Source organism: Paenibacillus sp. G34 (assembly GCF_056856875.1).
Window position 1 is genome coordinate 3,589,106 of the sequence record NZ_CM166469.1, and the last position, 17,211, is coordinate 3,606,316.

Genomic DNA, 17,211 nt, shown 5'->3' on the forward strand with positions numbered 1-17,211 from the left:
GTGTTATTAAATAAAAAAAGCCGCTAAATTCAGCGGCTCCTTGCAATCTTTCAATCTAACTTATTGTTGTGCCATATTCATATCTATCGGCTGACGATTATGGTGCAACGATACTTATCTCTACCGCTAATCCTAATGAAGATCTTCTCCATTGGATTCAATCACTTTTTTATACCAGTAGAAACTGTTCTTTTTACTTCTTTTCAGCGTGCCTTTGCCCTCGTTATCCTTATCTACATAAATGAAACCATAGCGCTTGGCCATTTCACCGGTGGAAGCACTCACAATATCGATGCAACCCCAAGCCGTATAACCGATTAAGTTAACGCCGTCACGGACAGCTTCTCTCATCTGTTCAATGTGAGCGCGCAAAAACTCAATTCGGTACGTATCGTTAATGGTGCCATCCTCTTCAACGACATCCACTGCACCCAGGCCATTTTCCACAATCATCATCGGGATGCGATAGCGATCATAGACATGGTTCAGCACGTACCGGAGTCCAACCGGATCAATCTGCCAGCCCCAGTCCGTCGCTTTCAGATACGGATTTTTGTATCCACCAAAAACGTTACCTTGGGTTTCATCCCCTTCTGGTCGGGTACCTACCACATGAGATTTGTAGTAGCTAAAGCTATAGAAATCCACACAACCTTGTTTAAGAACTTCTTTATCATCTTCAGCCATTTGAATGTGGATATTTTTTTCTTCAAAATACCTTTTCGCAAAGTCAGGATATTCGCCTCTAACTTGCACGTCACTGCTCATCATATTGTTGATCTGATCCATTCTTAGCGCTTGTAACATATCTTCCGGTTTACATGTACTTCCGTAGCCATGACTATAATTGATCATACAGCCGAGTTTGAAATCTGGATTGATCACATGTGCAAGCTTGACCGCTTTGGCACTCGCCACGAATTGATGGTGCAGCGCTTGAAATCTCATCTGCGTGCTGTCTACGGATGTATTGTTAAATACGCCGCCTTTTTTATCAACCAGCAGAGCTCCTGCCAGGTATGCACCTGCTGGAACAATCAGGCTATTAATTTCGTTAAAAGTAATCCAATACTTCACCACGTCTTTGTAACGATTAAAGATTGCGTTGCAATACTTTACGTAACAATCGATCATTTCTCTGGAAGCCCAAGCATTAAATTTCTCAGTTAGAGCAAACGGTGCTTCATAATGCGAGATCGTAACGATCGGTTCGATATTATACTTTTTCAATTCATTGAACACTTTGTCGTAAAATTGAAGCCCTGCTTCATTCGGCTCTGCATCGTCTCCGTTAGGGAAAATCCTGGACCATGCAATGGACATTCTGTAACAACGGAAACCCATCTCTGCAAATAGACGAATATCTTCCTTGTAATGATGGTAAAAATCTACCGCTTCATGTGAAGGGTAATGAACCCCCTCTTCAGTCGTTATCGTTATCCGACGGGGAACCGTATGGGTTCCGCCCGTCATCATATCGGCTGTACTCGCTTTTTTGCCATCAAGATTCCAGGCACCTTCGTATTGATTCGCCGCTGTTGCACCGCCCCACATAAAAGATTCAGGGAAAGTATTTTTGCTATACATGAATCATTCCTCCTAAAATTACCTTTAAATAATTTTGATCAATTTTTCACCAATCGTAATCGATGTCTTGTCCGTGTTGATGACATCCACAAAATCATGTGAGTTCGTAACGATAATGGGGGTAGTCAAGTCAAAGCCTTTCGCCGCTATGGCATCCGTGTCAAACTCAATAAGCAAATCTCCAGCTTTTACTGTATCGCCTTCTTGAACGTGGACCTTGAAATGCTCGCCTTTCAACTTCACCGTATTCATTCCAATGTGAATGAGAAGCTCCGCACCATCATTGGAACTAATACCGATGGCATGGGACGTAGGGAAAACCGCGGATACCACACCATCTGCTGGTGCTACGAGTTTTCCAACCGCAGGTTCAATAGCGATTCCTTTTCCCATAGCACCCGTTGCAAAAGCTTCGTCCTTAATCGTGGATAACTCCAGAACTTTACCAGTCAATGGTGCAACGAGAATATGTTCAGAAACACCGGCAACAGCTACACGATCGTTTGTAGACGTTTTTTCTTGAGTTACTTGATTCTTTCCATCCTCGGGTACATCTTCAAATCCTAAGATCAGAGTCATGATGAATGTAACTACAAATGCAATCACACAACCAATTGCGGCATGAACCAGATTCCATGGATGATCCGTGATAAAAGCCGGTAGCGTAGCTATCCCTGCAATACCCAGAGCCGATCGAGCTACACCGAACAATCCGACATAAACACCAGCCACAACGCCACCAATGATTACAGCAATTAGTGGTTTTTTCAAACGTAGGTTTACACCAAACAAGGCTGGCTCGGTAATTCCGAGCAGGGCCGTAATACTGGTAGAATAAGCCACTTGTTTAAATGCTTTATTTCTAGTTCTCATAGCAACGGCAAGCGCAGCGGCACCTTGAGAAATATTGTGTACAAGCATACCCGGACCAACAATGCTATCCGTCTTCGTCTGTGCGTAAGCAGTGAGCACAACAGGTCCCAAACTGTAATGCATACCTGTCATAATCAAGAACGGGAATGCCCCGCCGATAATACCAGATACTAACCATCCTGCATGTGTATTCACAAAAGAAACGGCTGACGCAAGGTAGTTACCTGCAATGGCACCGATTGGACCTAGTACAATCAGTGTTAGTGGAGCCATGATAAGAATCACGATCAATGGCTTCAGAATGGATTTAATAACCGATGGGGAATACTTCTCGGCAAACCGTTCCACATACGACAAGATCCATACCGCTAAAATAATCGGAATGACCGACGAAGTGTACGTCGCTGGTGTGACAGGTAGTCCCAAAAACGCAACAGGCTTACCGGCACTCATCAACGCCCCCAAGGCAGGATGCAGCAGAACACCAGCAATCGTTAATGCAAAGCCCACGTTAGCTTTAAGCTTAACAGCCGCACTCCAGGCAAGCAGCATTGGCAAGAAGTAATACGCCGCATCACCGATAAAGGTCATAATCGTATTGAATTGTCCATCCAGATCAACGAGATCAAATGTTTTCAAAATAAGAAGAACGGCTTTGATCATCGCACAACCAATCATGGCTGGCAGGATCGGTGTAAAGATTCCGGAGATCGTGTCCAGAAGCGTAGTCAGTTTTCCCTTTTTCACAGTAGGAGCATCGTCATTGGTTGCAAAGTTCCCCAGCTTCGTCAAAGCTTTGTACACATTGTTTACCTCGTTACCTATAATGACCTGATATTGCCCGCCACTGCTGGCAACACCTACAACCCCTTGGACATTTTTTAAAGCTTCATCATTCGCGACCTTCTCGTCTTTCAGATTAAATCTCAACCTTGTAGCACAGTGTGTTACACTATCTACGTTTTTTTCTCCACCGACCAGTTTTAAAATCTCGGCGGCTGTGCTTTCATGTTTCATGTACTGCTCCCCCTCTAACTTTTTTTGGTATAAAAAAAGACCTAGAATTCTATCGAATATAGATAAGCTCTATACACGATGGAACTCTAGGTCTTGCCTGCCTCACCAGTAACAATCCTAGTATACTCATTATAGTGGCTGATGAAGGATCAATCCTTCTCTTCATCAATAACCCTTTTGATATGAACCGTTAAATATACCAATTCATCTTCTGTTAATTCTTTACCATAATCGACCCGAATCAGCTGTGCAATCCGGAGACTGCATTGATATTCATTCGCATACTTTTCTTTAATAATATGGAGAAAATCACTGTCACCGCTTTTCATAACCGTATGATTAAACAAGCGATAGGCGAAAAATTTCAAATGTGTGACTAGTCTGGAATAATGAAGCGAGCTTTCATTGAAATGAATATTAAACTGATATCGAATAATATTCAAGACTTTATGAATGAACTGCGTAATCTTCATGGTTTCTTCCATTTCGGATCCCAGTTCTGCATTGACAATATGAAGCGCGATGAACCCAGCCTCATCTTCAGGCAGTGAAATGTTAAACTCCTCATTAATCATATCCCGGGCTTTCATAGCCACACGAAATTCATTGGAATAAAACGCTTTAATCTCTGACAACAAAGCATTATTAAAATTCATACCTTGCTTATAACGCGCCACTGCAAAATTAATATGATCCGTTAACGTCAGATATATATTTTCATTGAGTTCCTTGTTTAGAGACTGCTTGGCGTACTGAATGATACTGTCGGATACACGAATATATTCCATCGGGATTTGTGCCAGCAGGGCATATAATTTGCCTGTTACATTTTTGGATTTCAGAAAAAATTCTTTCTCAATTTTGTCTGTGTCCACATCGTCTCCCTTTTTCTTCTGAAAACCAATGCCACTGCCTAAAAGCATCATCTCCTGGCGCCGTTCATTGACTGCACAGACGACATTATTGTTAATAATTCGTGTGATCTTCATCGGAATCTCCTTTTAAAATGAAACGTTAACAGAATTTAACAACAAAAAAAGACCATTAATTATGCACACATGAAAAAATACAATTCTGCATGTTTGCATTATCAATCGGTCTTGCCTGCTGATCAGTAACAATCCTGATTATATTCATTATTAACTTATACCGCTATCTTAGTAGAAAGCGTTCTATTTGTCAACATACCTTACTCCAACCCCAATTTCATGTGAAAACAATGGATAATTGATCAGAAAAGAATGATAAGATGAGAAAGAGCCGTATTTTGAGATAACGGCCCTTTTGTTTTATTTTATGTCAGCTCTATTATGAAAAAACAACCCGGTCCGCATCGGACATCCGATATTGCGTCAACAAATATTCCGTACTCTGCGTGGCTTTGCGCCGAATTTCATCCAGATCGACGTGCAACAGCCTGCCCTCTCGCTTCACAGGTTTTCCCGCAACAAAAACCGTATCCACATTGGATGGATTGGCAAATTGCACAACAGCACCAATAGGATCATGCACAGGGAACAAATTCAGGTCCGTCGTACGAATCATGATCACATCTGCTTCTTTTCCCGGCGCAAGCGATCCTGTTTTTTGCTCCAGTCCTAAAGCCCGTGCACCCGCAGAGGTTGCAAATCGCAACACCTGGCTTGCCTGCAAACCGAGTTCACCCGGCATTTCGCCCTGTTGCAAAAGGTACTCATTCGTTCTGGAACGCTCAGCTTGCAACGCGAATTTCATCTGTGAAAACATGTCTCCGCCCGTCGAAGTCACGACATCTACCCCAAGCGTTGGCGTACCCCCGTGCTCCATAAAATGCCCTGTAGCTGGATAGCCATGTCCCATCATCATCTCAACTTCAGGTGTAACCGACAAAGAGGCTCCGCTGTCTGCGAGCATTTTGAATTCATCCATGCCCATCGTATTTCCGTGTACAACATTGATCCGTGGGCTAAGCAGCCCTGCCTCATACATGCGGCTAATCGAACGATCCGCTGATCCCCAACTGCCGAAACCGACATGCATCGAACAAATCGCGTCCAGTTCTTCTGCAAGCCGAATGTCCTGTACCGTTGTATCCCAGTGGCTAAACTCTGGTCCTCGAATAGCAAGTCCATAGGTGAGTAGTTGATCATTCGAAGAGAAATATCGCTCTTTAACCCCTCTAACATTTTCGGGATACGACAACTTGCTCTCACGATTCCAATACATCGTTTCTCCTGGCACACCATGGGCAAAAACTGCACGAATTCCTGCATCCTGCAGTCCTCGAATCAGCTCATCCGTATGTTCAGCTGAGTATGGCATGCTCCAGTCCAGTACCGTGGTGACGCCTGCATTAAGCGCTTCCAGCGATCCCAGCAGATTGGCAATATAGCTGTCCTGTGGGCGAAGCTTGCTTCCCATAGCGCCATAGTACAAATTTTGCAAGTACACGGGTAGGGACCAGTTGGTACCGGCTGTTTTGACGAGCGATTCCCACATATGCCGGTGTGTATCCACCAGTCCAGGCATAATAATCATATCTGAAGCGTCGATGACCTCAATATCTGGAGTATCTGACAACCCGATATTCGGTTGAATGGCCGCAATTAAAGAATCCTGAATAAGTACATCTGCCCTGTTATACTGACCAATACGAGCATCCATCGATAATACACAACCGTTCTTCAAAAGATAACTTGTCCCCATGAGACACCTCTCCCATCATAATGGTTTGTAAAATGATTTGATCTCCATTGCTTATTTCTTTTTACTCATGACTATAATTTCACTAGTTTATATATATTATATATCAATCGATAATATTTTTCAAATTCTGGAAGTTCCAACTTCGCTCTGTATAGAGATTCGCGGGTACGTAAGATGATTGAACTTAATTGTTAAACCGTATTGTTACAATTCATTCTTTTCCTCATTAGAACGCATCTTACGTTTAGCTCGAAAACGTCTAACCTTCATGAGATTGCCGCACATCTTATCATCACAATATTTCTGCGTTCTGCTGCGAGTATCATCATAAAATATCCATCGGCAGTCCGGATTGTCACAGGATCGAATTCTCTTCCCTTCGCCCTCCACGAGTGTCACGGCAAAATCAGCAGCAACCTCTGCCATCACCTGAGCCCAATGTCTATGAATGGGAACCAGCGCAACACCCAGTCCTTGATCTTGTGTAATTATTCGTCTAATCACTTCTCCAGCCATCATAAAATCATTCAACCAGGCCTGATCCTTCTCAGTAAAGAGCTTTCCGTTAGACAAACGAATAGCCAGAGACTGCAAATTATCTCTAAAACTTCTCATTGCGGATTCCTCTTCATTCGACGCCGGTACTGGCGCTCCCAAATTCCAACGATTCAAGAAATCTTGCTGCCAGCTAACCTTTCCCAGTCTGTCTTCTGATCGATCCCCGCCACGCCAATCATGATAATCACTGTTCACAAAATCTGTCCATAATCTATCCATTGGGTCCTCCGATTGATGTAACTATCTAATTTAGATAAAGATGGTTACAGTCATGCAAATTGTGTTATATTAATTGTAACCATTTCAACCCATATTAGCTAGTTACCAGCATGAAGATGCAAGAACGAGATGAGTCTGACATGAGAGGAATGAAATTTAAAAATGAAAACGGTCACCACAGCATTAGATGTATTGGTTATTCAGAATGAAGATACTTGGGATCAATGTAACTGGATTGTCCCATTGTCCAAGGCTCTGGAGGGGCTGAACGCCGAACAGGCTGCCTGGGTTCCTCCTTCAGGTGGACAGAGCATATGGCAGCTAGCCAATCATATGTTTTATTACAATCAACGGATTTTGGAACGTCTTCAGGGAAAAGAACCGTCTGTACCCGTTGCAGATTCCAACGTAGCTACGTTTGGGATATCCGGCGATCCATCAAACGAAGCTGGCTGGAACAAACTTATGGAACAAACCACGAAACTGGCTGAGCAGTTGCGCGATACCCTTTCTACATTAGAGGAAGCGAAACTTGAAGAAGCTTATATGGATTCCGAAGACAACTGGGCTCAGACGCTTGCCCGCTGGGTTCTGCACGATGCTTATCATGCAGGTCAGATTGTGCAGTTACGGAGGCAACAGGGATGCTGGAGTATTGTTTTCTAAAAAAACACTTGAACTGATAGCGTTTACAGGAATAAGATGAACTTCATAAGGTTACAACTTGTTCAATACACTAATTAATTGAATAGGATCTTCGGGGTAGGGTGCAATTCCCAACCGGCGGTGATGTTCTTATAGAACCAGCCCGCGACTCGCTGTTTAAGGTTCCGACCTGGTAGTAGCGACTGACTTGGTGCGATTCCAAGGCCGACGGTATAGTCCGGATGAGAGAAGATCAACACAACGGCAAGCCGTATTTGGGAAGTCTTTTTCCCTGACGCCTTGTCTTTGAATGGTCCCCCGTTTATTTGGCATACGCCAAGGACGGGGGATTTTGTCGATTTTGCCAACTGAAGATTCCGTGTTCTGACGAAGGAGTCCTGAATATGGAAAACACATCAACAGCATCAACGATTTATCGCAAGGAACGAAGCAACACCGGATTTTGGCTGGTTGTGCTGGGCGCAGCCCTCTGGGGTGTAGACCCGTTATTCCGCATCCTTTTGCTAAAAACGATGACTTCTACACAGATTGTTCTAATCGAACACATCATCGTCAGCCTTGTTGCGCTACCGGTATTATGGAAGTTCCGGGATGATCTGAAGAAACTGCGTGCGCGTCACTGGATTGCTGTTATCTTTATCTCTTGGGGCGGCTCAGCCCTGGCAACGGTATTATTCACTTTGGCGCTTACCCATAATGATCCCAACACGGTATTGTTATTGCAAAAAATGCAGCCACTCTTCGCGATTGTACTTGCGAAATTAATATTAAAAGAAACATTGCCACGTCACTTCGGCGGACTGTTCATCATTGCGCTGGCAGGAACATATCTGCTAACGTTTGGCTTCTCCCTACCGCTCGGCAACTGGAATAACTGGATTCATGCAGGTAGCCTGCTGTCTCTTGGTGCCGCAGCTTTGTGGGGTGGATCTACCGTTATGGGGCGATTAATGCTTGGGCAAGCTCGTTATGAGACGGTCACCTCCCTTCGCTTTGTCGTTGCACTTCCGCTCCTGATCTTCATGACCTGGAATGAAGGTGCACCTTGGACACTTCCCGCAGGTACAGGCGCACAGGCTGCTGTCATTCTGAATATTTTGGGGCAGGCACTATTGCCTGGCTTGCTCAGTCTGCTTCTTTACTATAAAGGATTGTCTTCAACCAAAGCTTCTGTAGCAACCCTGGCGGAACTCAGCTTCCCGATGGCTGGTGTACTCGTGAACTGGATTGCCTTCCGTACGCTGATAACCTGGGAGCAATTGCTTGGCTTTATCCTGATCTGGATCGCACTATTCCTGATCTCCAAACAGCAGGAACGCTCTACACCGATTGCCGAGGCCGCACCCAAACTTCGCACAGAGTAATACATTTTCATCTGGTACAAATAATATAAGCACTGTTTCACCTTCCGAGGTGAGCAGTGCTTTTCTTCTGCCGTTTTTTCTTCTATTGTGATGGCTTGATGTTTTGTCTTTTGTCTGTCTAGGTGGTACGATGGCTTATGGAACTTGGAACATGAAATCATTAAGGAACTATTTTCAGAGAGGAACGATTACTAATGTCTTCATTCTCATATACCTCCTATGACGCTATAGGGCTCGCCGAACTTATTCGCTCCCGGGAAGTAACCCCGGTTGAAATGCTCGAAGCTGCCTATGCACGTCTGGAAGAAGTCAATCCACAGCTCAATGCAGTCATTCGTACATATGAAACACGTGCTCGGCAGGAAGCCAGCATGGTTAAGCCTGGGGAACAGCCATTTGCAGGTGTGCCGTTGCTCCTCAAAGATATTTCTCAATCTTTGGAAGGAGAATTTCTTACCTCTGGATCACGTCTGTTCAGCGAACATCGTGCTCTTCGCAGCTCCAATTTCGTAACTCGTTTGCTCGAAGCAGGTTTTATTGTGATCGGACATACGAATACACCGGAATTTGGGTTGAAAAATATAACCGAGCCACGTCTACACGGGCCAACACGCAATCCGTGGAATGTGAATCATTCCCCAGGCGGCTCAAGCGGCGGTGCCGCTGCCGCTGTAGCATCAGGCATCGTGCCGCTTGCCGGCGCAAGTGATGGCGGTGGTTCCATTCGAATTCCCGCTTCCTTCAGCGGTTTGTTTGGGCTAAAACCAACCCGCGGACGCACTCCCGTTGGTCCGGGCGTTGGACGCCAGTGGCAAGGAGCCTCGATAGATTTTGCAGTATCTCGCTCTGTCAGAGACAGTGCTGCACTGCTGGATACGCTCCAGATTATCCAACCGGAAGCCGCATTTCATGCACCATTATTCCCGGGAAGTTACCTTGCTGATATGAACTATCCGCATCAACGCAAGTGGCGTATCGCATATACGACGGATTCACCTGTTGGCACGCCTGTCAGTGAAGACGCCAAGGAGGCGGTGATGAAACTGGTCCGTTTCCTGGGAACTCAGGGGCATCATGTGGAGGAAAAGTTAAGTCCAGTCAATGGCGTACGCCTGATGGAGAACTATTATATGATGAACAGCGGTGAGATGGCTGCGATGATCTCCTCCATGGAACGTAGCTTGGGTCGCTCACTCACCGCAGATGATATGGAGATTGAGTCTTGGGTACTGGCTGAAGCGGGCAAAAAAGTATCTGCTGCTGAATTTGTTCATAGTTTGGCCGAATGGGACGTGGCGGCTGCGCAGATGTCTACCTTGTTTGAACGGTATGATTTTTACATCACACCTGTCAATGCTTTTCCAGCACCACGGGTTGGCGAACTGACGCCACATGCGGAACAGATTCAACATCTAATGTCCGTCAGTGATTTCGATAAAACGGCGCAACAAGAGCTGATCTATGAGATGTTCAAGCCGAGCCTTACGTACACCCCGTTCACGCAGCTTGCAAATCTGACAGGCCAACCCGCCATTAGTCTTCCTATACATTTGACTGCAGAAGGATTGCCAATGGGTGTTCAGGTTATGGCAACCAAAGGCCGTGAAGATTGGTTATTACATCTGGCGGGACAACTTGAAAATACAGAACTGTGGGTTGGCATGCAGAACAATCCGATGTTTCCAACCTCGACAAAAGCTTAAAATAGTTATAAAAGTGGAAAGAAGCCAGCAGAACATAACTGTTTGGCTTTTTTTTAGTGGAACAGAAATCGCATCAGGCAGTGAACCTGAATCGTTTTTGATTAATTCTTTAGTCCATGTGACTATCTTGGATGATAATTACAATTGTCCATGTAACCATCTTTCTGACAATAGATTTTAGTTAACATAATAATGATGTTGTAAACTTAAATTTCGGACTACTTCTCCACCGGAATAAAATTTGCTCGCCATGTAAACCCTACTGTAGTGAAAAAAATAACTTAGTAGGAGGGATCAGCGATGGGAATTTTAAGTGGAAATCCTAAAAACGAGCCCATGCATTATGGAGAAATCTATAGTGTATGGGAGTGCTCAATGGTAGCCAAAGGAGCTGTCTCTTGTTATCAGGCTTATATGAATCACGCCGGAGACAAAGATTTGAAAAAAATTTTAGAAGACTTGCTGGATCAGGCCAGACTGGAAATTAAAGAATGTGACGCCTTACTAACCGAGAACGGTATCACGCCCGCTCCGACTCTTCCAGAGAGACCCGTTGTGGCATTAGAGGACATTCCTCCTGGTGCAAGGTTTACTGATCCAGAGATCGGTGCCAAAATTGCAGCTGATACTGCTCTTGGATTAGTCGCCGCGAGTCAGACTATTGGCCAATCCATCCGTGAGGATATTGGTGCACTGTTTGCGAAGTATCACGTTACCAAAACGGCACTGGGTGTGCGAATTCTCCGTTTGAGTAAAGAAAAAGGATGGCTTATTCCCCCGCCGCTACAAGTGAAAAGGCCGGATGGCGAATAGTCCTGTGATATCAAACGAATTAAATAAAGACATTTAATAATGATTTAAACACACAACATTAAAGAAGCCGAGATGAGGATAATAACATATTCCTCTTCTTGGCCTCTTTTGTGTTCAGAAATGAACTAGACTTTCTTATCTCCCGACTCGTAATTGAAGTATTCTACATCCACATACCCTTGTTCTCTTTCATGATTCAAGTTATATACTCCAACGCGATTTCCACGATAATGTCCCCATCCCAGTGGATAGACATCCCCAAAGGGAATAAATTTCTCGCCATCGAGGCTATATTCATACCTGTTTTCACCACGCAAGTTCCAAATGGATCTCAACCATAGGGTAGTCGCATCAGCATCAATAGATGGTCCCCATTTGATTGTACCTGATTGATTGAACTTCAATGCCCGAGATCCTTGCTGCTGATGAATACCAATCATACAATAGCTTTGTCCAAAATGGCATAGACCCGCTTCCTGGTCATCCACCATTCCACTTAGATCATACTTGGCAGTCACTACGTTATGAGGAACACGATACGCCCGTTGGGAAAGAGTGTTTGAGATTTTAAAGAAATCATTCTTCTCCAAAGGTACACTTGCATGCAAACGCAAATATCCTGGTCTCTCTGTTAAAGACCACATATCCGCTTTGGGCTGGTGGTTCCACCCCCAATGAGACTGCAGTACCCGGCTATTGAAATCATCATTCACGGTTAAGATCGTTTTTGAATAGCCATGAATTGGTTTTGTGCCTCCCCATACCATCTCTCCAACACCATCTCCGTCTGTATCCTCACCAATGATTGGCCAACCGTCAACCCACGTAACGGGAAGCAGGTGAAGAGTTCTGCCTTCAAAGTAACCACCGGCTCCCTGGTGACTAATGAAATACCACTCCCCAGACGGTGTTTGCACAAGTCCGCCTTGATTCGGTTCGCGGTCCACTTCCACATCATGCGTATGAATTAACTCTTTTTCTTCGTAAGGACCGTATAAATGCTCTGAACGGAGCATCATAACAACCCTTACCTCCTCACCATTTCTCGGTCGAACTTCACTGTGAAAAATGTAATAAAGTCCGTTTATTTTGTAAAGCTTACTCGCTTCGCTACCTTTATATTGATGGATCACAACACCACTGTCTTGCAAAATTTGTTTTCCATCGTCGCTAAGTTTAAACAGGTAAATATTATAATTGTCGGCAAAATTCGTAGCCACCAGATATCCTTGACCGTCAGCATCCCAAAAAGGACAACAATCATCCCAACCAGAAGTCTCCCAACTATGATAAAGAGGCTCCCATGGGCCAGCAGGATCTGTAGCTGTGCTTACGAACAAACCCTCATCCGGTGTGAAAAAATACACCCAAAATTGATGGTCATGAAAACGGATCGCTCCCGCCCAGACTCCTCTTGCATAACGATTCATTCGATCATGCCGATATTCTGGCCCGATAACTGTCAAATCCTCTACGACATGACTAATTACATTCCAATTGACCAGATCTTTAGAGTGCAGAACAGCCATACCTGGTGAGCAATGTAATGTGGAAGAGATCGCATAGTAGTCTTCCCCAACGTTTATGACATCTGGATCGCAGTAATCTCCAGGCAAGACTGGATTGACATAAGTACCGTCTCCTTGATCGCCCCATTTTCCTTCATGGGAAAGCAAAACGTAATCTTTGTTCATCATCGTTCTCCTCCATCGCTTTTCTGGGATGCCGTTAACCTATCTATTTGAGGCTCTGAAACATTACACTACGAATCTCGTAATCATTATACTACTTGAATTTCAATTTAATAGACAGGTCAAACACGATCTCTATGTTTGCAGACATCGTGTTTTAATAGGATCACCGTAACTTCTTGTCCTATAAGTTAGGCTTCCCGAATATGCTGGTAGAGTTATGCGAATGACCCAATAAAGCGAAAGGAGGATCTTTTCATTTCTAATTTACTTGGATATATTGTTCTAGGGCTGACACTTTCTGCCCCAATCGGATCCATCAATGCTGCTCAATTGGAGAAAGGTGTTCGGGGAGGATTTATGCCAGCCTGGTTTGTTGGACTAGGTGCTATTGCAGCAGATATTATCTACATGCTGATCGTCTATCTTGGTGTTGTGCATCTGCTGGAGCTTCCCTATGTTCAGGTGTTCTTATGGTTGTTTGGCAGTTTTGTCCTGATCTACACCGGTATAGAAGGTATGGCCAAAGTAGGTACCCTAGTCTCCTCGCCTTTGCGCGGTGGGACGTCTCAACTGTCAAAATCCTTCTTTCAAGGTTTCCTGATGTCGTTGTTTAACCCGCTCTCCATTATGTTTTGGCTTGGGATCTATGGATCGGTTCTTGCTAAAACGGTGAACCATTCCTCCATGGATCAATTGCTCATCTACAGTGGGGCCATTATTTTCGGTGTACTTCTATGGGACTTGTTTATGGCAGCAGCCGTCAGTTTTTTCAGAGGGTACCTGACACCAGTTGTACTTAAAGGAATCTCGATCATCTCTGGTTTATCCTTGATTGCCTTTGGATGTTATTTTGCGTACAAGGCGTTCCTGTTTCTGTTCTTCACTTGATTTTGTTCCTTTGTTTACGAATTCCTGTAATATGAAAGCCGGCTCCCTTCAACGAGCTACTCTCGTCAGCTTGCTCCGTCTGTTCACGTTGCTCTTTATCTGCAGCAGATGATGTTTTTTTGCGTTTACGTTGAACGATGATATCACTTAGGGCAATCAGAGAAACCAGCAGTAAACTAATGAAGAAACCGGGCCGGCTTAACCCGTGAAAAAGAGTTCCTGTTATCGCCGTGCTGATCAGCACCAGTCCAATCCACCGTTTTACAACATCCAATGTACGGGATTTTAGCAACTTCCCTGAGGAAAGCAAAATAAACAGCCAGTTATACATCAACATTAAACCTGCAGCTGTCGTTACATATTCATAGACTTTTCCCGGCAGCAACAGCGACATGATAATCGTACCAATTAAACCACATCCAATTAGACACAAGGCAAATAGAGGATACTTCTTCTTCCATTTCTGTGAGAATAACTTTGGAGCATCCCCCTCCTGTGCCAGCGTAATCATCATAGAGGTCACTGCATAGAGCGATGCGGTCATCGTCGAGAAACCGGCCACAATCAGAACACCGTTGAACAAATGTGGTACAAAAGCAAGGTGATCACTGCTGAGAGCAAGTACAAATGGACTCTCCTTCGGATTAAAAGCAGACAGTGGCACCATCGTTAACGCCAGTCCAATGGATACAACGTAGACCAAAGACAGCGAAATAAGCATGACTTTACCCGCCTTCGGTGCATCCTCCGGTTTTTCCAATCGATACGACATAATGCCGAGTACTTCAATCCCTCCATACGCATAGAACGCAAACAGGAATGCAGACCATAATCCTACAGCCCCTTTCGGGAAAATGGAAGCCATGTCCATCGGTACTTTATGTGCATATTTGGTGCCCCCAATCCATCCGGCAAGCAAAGCAATCGCCAGAACCAGAAACATGATTATAGCCGCTATTTTAATGACTGCGAGTACATTTTCAACCCTGTCGAATCCCTTGTTTCCGAAAAACACAATACATAAACCGACGATTCCATACCCCGCTGCAAAGATCCAGAGTGGCACGCCGGGAAACCAGAAGCGCGAAAAGATAGAAAGTGCAGTCAACTGGCTCCCCATAATGAGAAGCTCCGAAAACCAATAGACCCATCCACTCGCAAAACCTGCCCATGCGCCAAACGCCTTCTTCGCATAAGAACGAAACGATCCTTGCTCCGGATGGTCCGAAGTCATGCGTGCCAAAGCATCGAAAACAACATATGTACCTAACGCAGCAAGTGCGTAAGCAATTACTACAGCGGGTCCCCCAATTGTAATGGCTAGACTTGAGCCAAGAAAGTAACCCGTTCCAATAGTCCCCGCAACACCGAGCAAACTGAGTTGCCACCATTTCAATTTCTTTTCATCCGATGATTTTTTTGAAGCCTGACTCATTTCGTCAATCCTTTCTACTCTTGATAATCCTCGCAACAGGTAGCCTTCCCCAATTAGAGCAAAACTTCTCCTTGAATATTTCTGCAAACCTCTCAGCATAATACACAGGTAAATTCAAACACTTAGGAGGCACCATTATGAACCAATTTTCACAATCTCAACAGATTACGCAACTCGCTCAACAGCTGACACAACAAACACAACAAGCATCCATGCAATATCAACAATTGCTAAGACAAGAACAAAGTAATGCTCAACAACTGGAGCAATTGGCTGCGCGCGAGCAGCAAGCTGCACATATTATTCAAACGGCCCTGCAAGGACATCAGACAGCAATTCAACAATTGCAACAGATTTCTAACCTTGCTCAACAGCTTGCGAATACCTCTTCACAGCATGTATCCTATATGGATCAACCGTATAATACGCCTAACACAACAATCCAAGGCCAGGGTCAGTCATTTGGCAATTTCTCCAATCAACATCGCCAATAGGCTAGAGAATCAGTCAATTGCAAGAAACAAGGAGCTCAATACTGAGCTCCTTATTGGCGTTTCAGCTAAAACTATTGCTACGAAGAAGAAAGACCCCAAAAGGTCTTTCTTCTGTTCTTTTTGAATTATGTTTCTCTTATCAGAGTCTGTGCTGTTCAATTATTCCTCTTGTACTTAAGCATTTAAGTCATGTGTACCCGGGCTATGCTCATTCGGCAGTTCTGGCATAAAAGGAAGCGGATGGCCCTGAGGTGGGTCAACAACTCTAAGTTCTCCCCCGTTGCGGCTTGGTGTTTGACCGCTGAAAATTTCAGCTATACGAGTATTGTCCAAACGGAAATTAAATTGAGCATTGTGGAAACCCATATCAACATATTTACGGCACTCGGGATACTTGTTAATGTCATAATTCGGAATTGGGAATATTCCACCCCAGTCCACGCCGAGTGTTTCCAGTGCCTTCGCGAATGCATTTTGATGGGCATTATCCCGAACGATCAGAAAGGCGAGCGTTTCACGGAACGCTTTATTGGTGCTCATCTCATATATTCTCGATTTTTGTAGAACACCAGTGGACTCAAGTACAATGTTATCTAACAGATTACTAACGAGATTTCCATGGTCGTATACATAATTGCCCAGCCACGGATTACCCGCGGCATCTACAGGTAAGGAACTTTGCGCTCCCATAATGTAATGATGCGGATTGGCATGTTTGATTGCTTCATCCAGTGGTGCACCGTCTACACCGGCATTTCCAACCCCATCTGCTCCAGCTCCGGTTAACAACTGGTTGATGGTTTGCTGTACAAGCTCGATATGGCTTAACTCCTCCAGAAACACGCCGCGGATCAAATCTCTATATTGTGTTGCTTTTCCGCGGAAATTGCTGCTTTGGAAAAAAAACTGCATCATGGTACGCATTTCACCGAACTGACCACCGAGCGTTTCCTGTAGTACCTTGGCTGCCGCCGGATCGGGCTTGTCCGGTACAATCAGATTAATCAGGTCTTCACGATAGAAAAACATGGTAATCCTCCATTCTATAGTTGCTTGCGTCTCTAGTTTCCTTTAATTTTTTTAATTATATGTACTTTTATAATTAGTAATCTTTAGGGAACGACAAAAGGACGCCAGAGCAATAGATCTGCCTCCTCTTCTTTTGCCCCTCTCCAACAATGTTTACTTTCATAAATGGACAGTCACCATTTTGCT

The 17,211-nt window shown here is 44.4% G+C and carries 14 protein-coding genes and 1 riboswitch; of the genes, 6 read left to right on the forward strand and 8 right to left on the reverse strand.

Annotated features, from left to right (window positions below; translation table 11 throughout):
- Positions 1-132: 132 nt before the first annotated feature.
- From AC1VYS_RS16170 to AC1VYS_RS16190, 5 genes are all read right to left on the reverse strand, one after another.
- Entirely contained in the window at positions 133-1,587 is a 1,455-nt protein-coding gene (locus tag AC1VYS_RS16170) for a glycoside hydrolase family 1 protein (protein WP_482910557.1), read from the reverse strand.
- A gap of 24 nt (positions 1,588-1,611) precedes the next feature.
- Positions 1,612-3,477, reverse strand: coding sequence for a beta-glucoside-specific PTS transporter subunit IIABC (locus AC1VYS_RS16175; RefSeq protein WP_482910558.1), 1,866 nt, complete (start codon positions 3,475-3,477; stop codon positions 1,612-1,614).
- A 149-nt stretch (positions 3,478-3,626) separates the two neighbouring features.
- On the reverse strand, positions 3,627-4,466 hold the full coding sequence (gene licT, locus AC1VYS_RS16180; RefSeq protein ID WP_482910559.1) for a BglG family transcription antiterminator LicT: 840 nt from the start codon (positions 4,464-4,466) through the stop codon (positions 3,627-3,629).
- Between the two features lie 319 nt (positions 4,467-4,785).
- Positions 4,786-6,162 carry an amidohydrolase family protein gene (locus AC1VYS_RS16185; RefSeq protein ID WP_482910560.1) on the reverse strand — a complete coding sequence of 459 codons (1,377 nt, stop codon included), beginning with the start codon at positions 6,160-6,162 and terminating at the stop codon, positions 4,786-4,788.
- A 204-nt stretch (positions 6,163-6,366) separates the two neighbouring features.
- Complete coding sequence (locus tag AC1VYS_RS16190; protein WP_482910561.1) at positions 6,367-6,939, reverse strand: CGNR zinc finger domain-containing protein; 573 nt, start codon at positions 6,937-6,939, stop codon at positions 6,367-6,369.
- Between the two features lie 162 nt (positions 6,940-7,101).
- Here AC1VYS_RS16190 and AC1VYS_RS16195 point away from each other — a divergent pair, with 162 nt between their 5' ends.
- The 4 genes from AC1VYS_RS16195 to AC1VYS_RS16210 all read left to right on the forward strand — a co-directional run bounded on the left by AC1VYS_RS16195 (position 7,102) and on the right by AC1VYS_RS16210 (position 11,485).
- Positions 7,102-7,605, forward strand: a complete 504-nt coding sequence (locus tag AC1VYS_RS16195; protein ID WP_482910562.1) for a DinB family protein — start codon at positions 7,102-7,104, stop codon at positions 7,603-7,605.
- Positions 7,606-7,688: 83 nt separating this feature from the next.
- Positions 7,689-7,842: riboswitch (FMN riboswitch) on the forward strand.
- A gap of 146 nt (positions 7,843-7,988) precedes the next feature.
- Positions 7,989-8,969: a DMT family transporter gene (locus AC1VYS_RS16200; protein WP_482910563.1), complete on the forward strand. Its 981-nt coding sequence runs from the start codon at positions 7,989-7,991 to the stop codon at positions 8,967-8,969.
- 194 nt (positions 8,970-9,163) lie between these two features.
- The gene (locus AC1VYS_RS16205) at positions 9,164-10,672 is read left to right on the forward strand and encodes an amidase (protein ID WP_482910564.1); all 1,509 of its coding nucleotides are present in this window, start codon (positions 9,164-9,166) and stop codon (positions 10,670-10,672) included.
- 300 nt (positions 10,673-10,972) lie between these two features.
- Positions 10,973-11,485: a DUF3231 family protein gene (locus AC1VYS_RS16210; RefSeq protein WP_154983504.1), complete on the forward strand. Its 513-nt coding sequence runs from the start codon at positions 10,973-10,975 to the stop codon at positions 11,483-11,485.
- Positions 11,486-11,610: 125 nt separating this feature from the next.
- On the opposite strand, the gene AC1VYS_RS16215 is transcribed toward AC1VYS_RS16210, so the two are convergent.
- Entirely contained in the window at positions 11,611-13,182 is a 1,572-nt protein-coding gene (locus tag AC1VYS_RS16215; protein WP_482910565.1) for a glycoside hydrolase family 43 protein, read from the reverse strand.
- Positions 13,183-13,434: 252 nt separating this feature from the next.
- Between AC1VYS_RS16215 and AC1VYS_RS16220 the strand changes: the two genes are divergently transcribed.
- Positions 13,435-14,067: a LysE family transporter gene (locus tag AC1VYS_RS16220; protein ID WP_482915026.1), complete on the forward strand. Its 633-nt coding sequence runs from the start codon at positions 13,435-13,437 to the stop codon at positions 14,065-14,067.
- Here the strand turns inward: AC1VYS_RS16220 and AC1VYS_RS16225 are convergent.
- Entirely contained in the window at positions 14,060-15,502 is a 1,443-nt protein-coding gene (locus AC1VYS_RS16225) for an amino acid permease (protein ID WP_482910566.1), read from the reverse strand. The two genes, AC1VYS_RS16220 and AC1VYS_RS16225, sit on opposite strands and share 8 nt — an antisense overlap.
- A 137-nt stretch (positions 15,503-15,639) precedes the next feature.
- Here AC1VYS_RS16225 and AC1VYS_RS16230 point away from each other — a divergent pair, with 137 nt between their 5' ends.
- Positions 15,640-15,996, forward strand: coding sequence for an AMP-dependent synthetase and ligase (locus AC1VYS_RS16230; protein ID WP_482910567.1), 357 nt, complete (start codon positions 15,640-15,642; stop codon positions 15,994-15,996).
- A 174-nt stretch (positions 15,997-16,170) separates the two neighbouring features.
- On the opposite strand, the gene AC1VYS_RS16235 is transcribed toward AC1VYS_RS16230, so the two are convergent.
- Positions 16,171-17,025, reverse strand: coding sequence for a manganese catalase family protein (locus tag AC1VYS_RS16235; protein WP_482910568.1), 855 nt, complete (start codon positions 17,023-17,025; stop codon positions 16,171-16,173).
- Positions 17,026-17,211 lie beyond the last annotated feature (186 nt).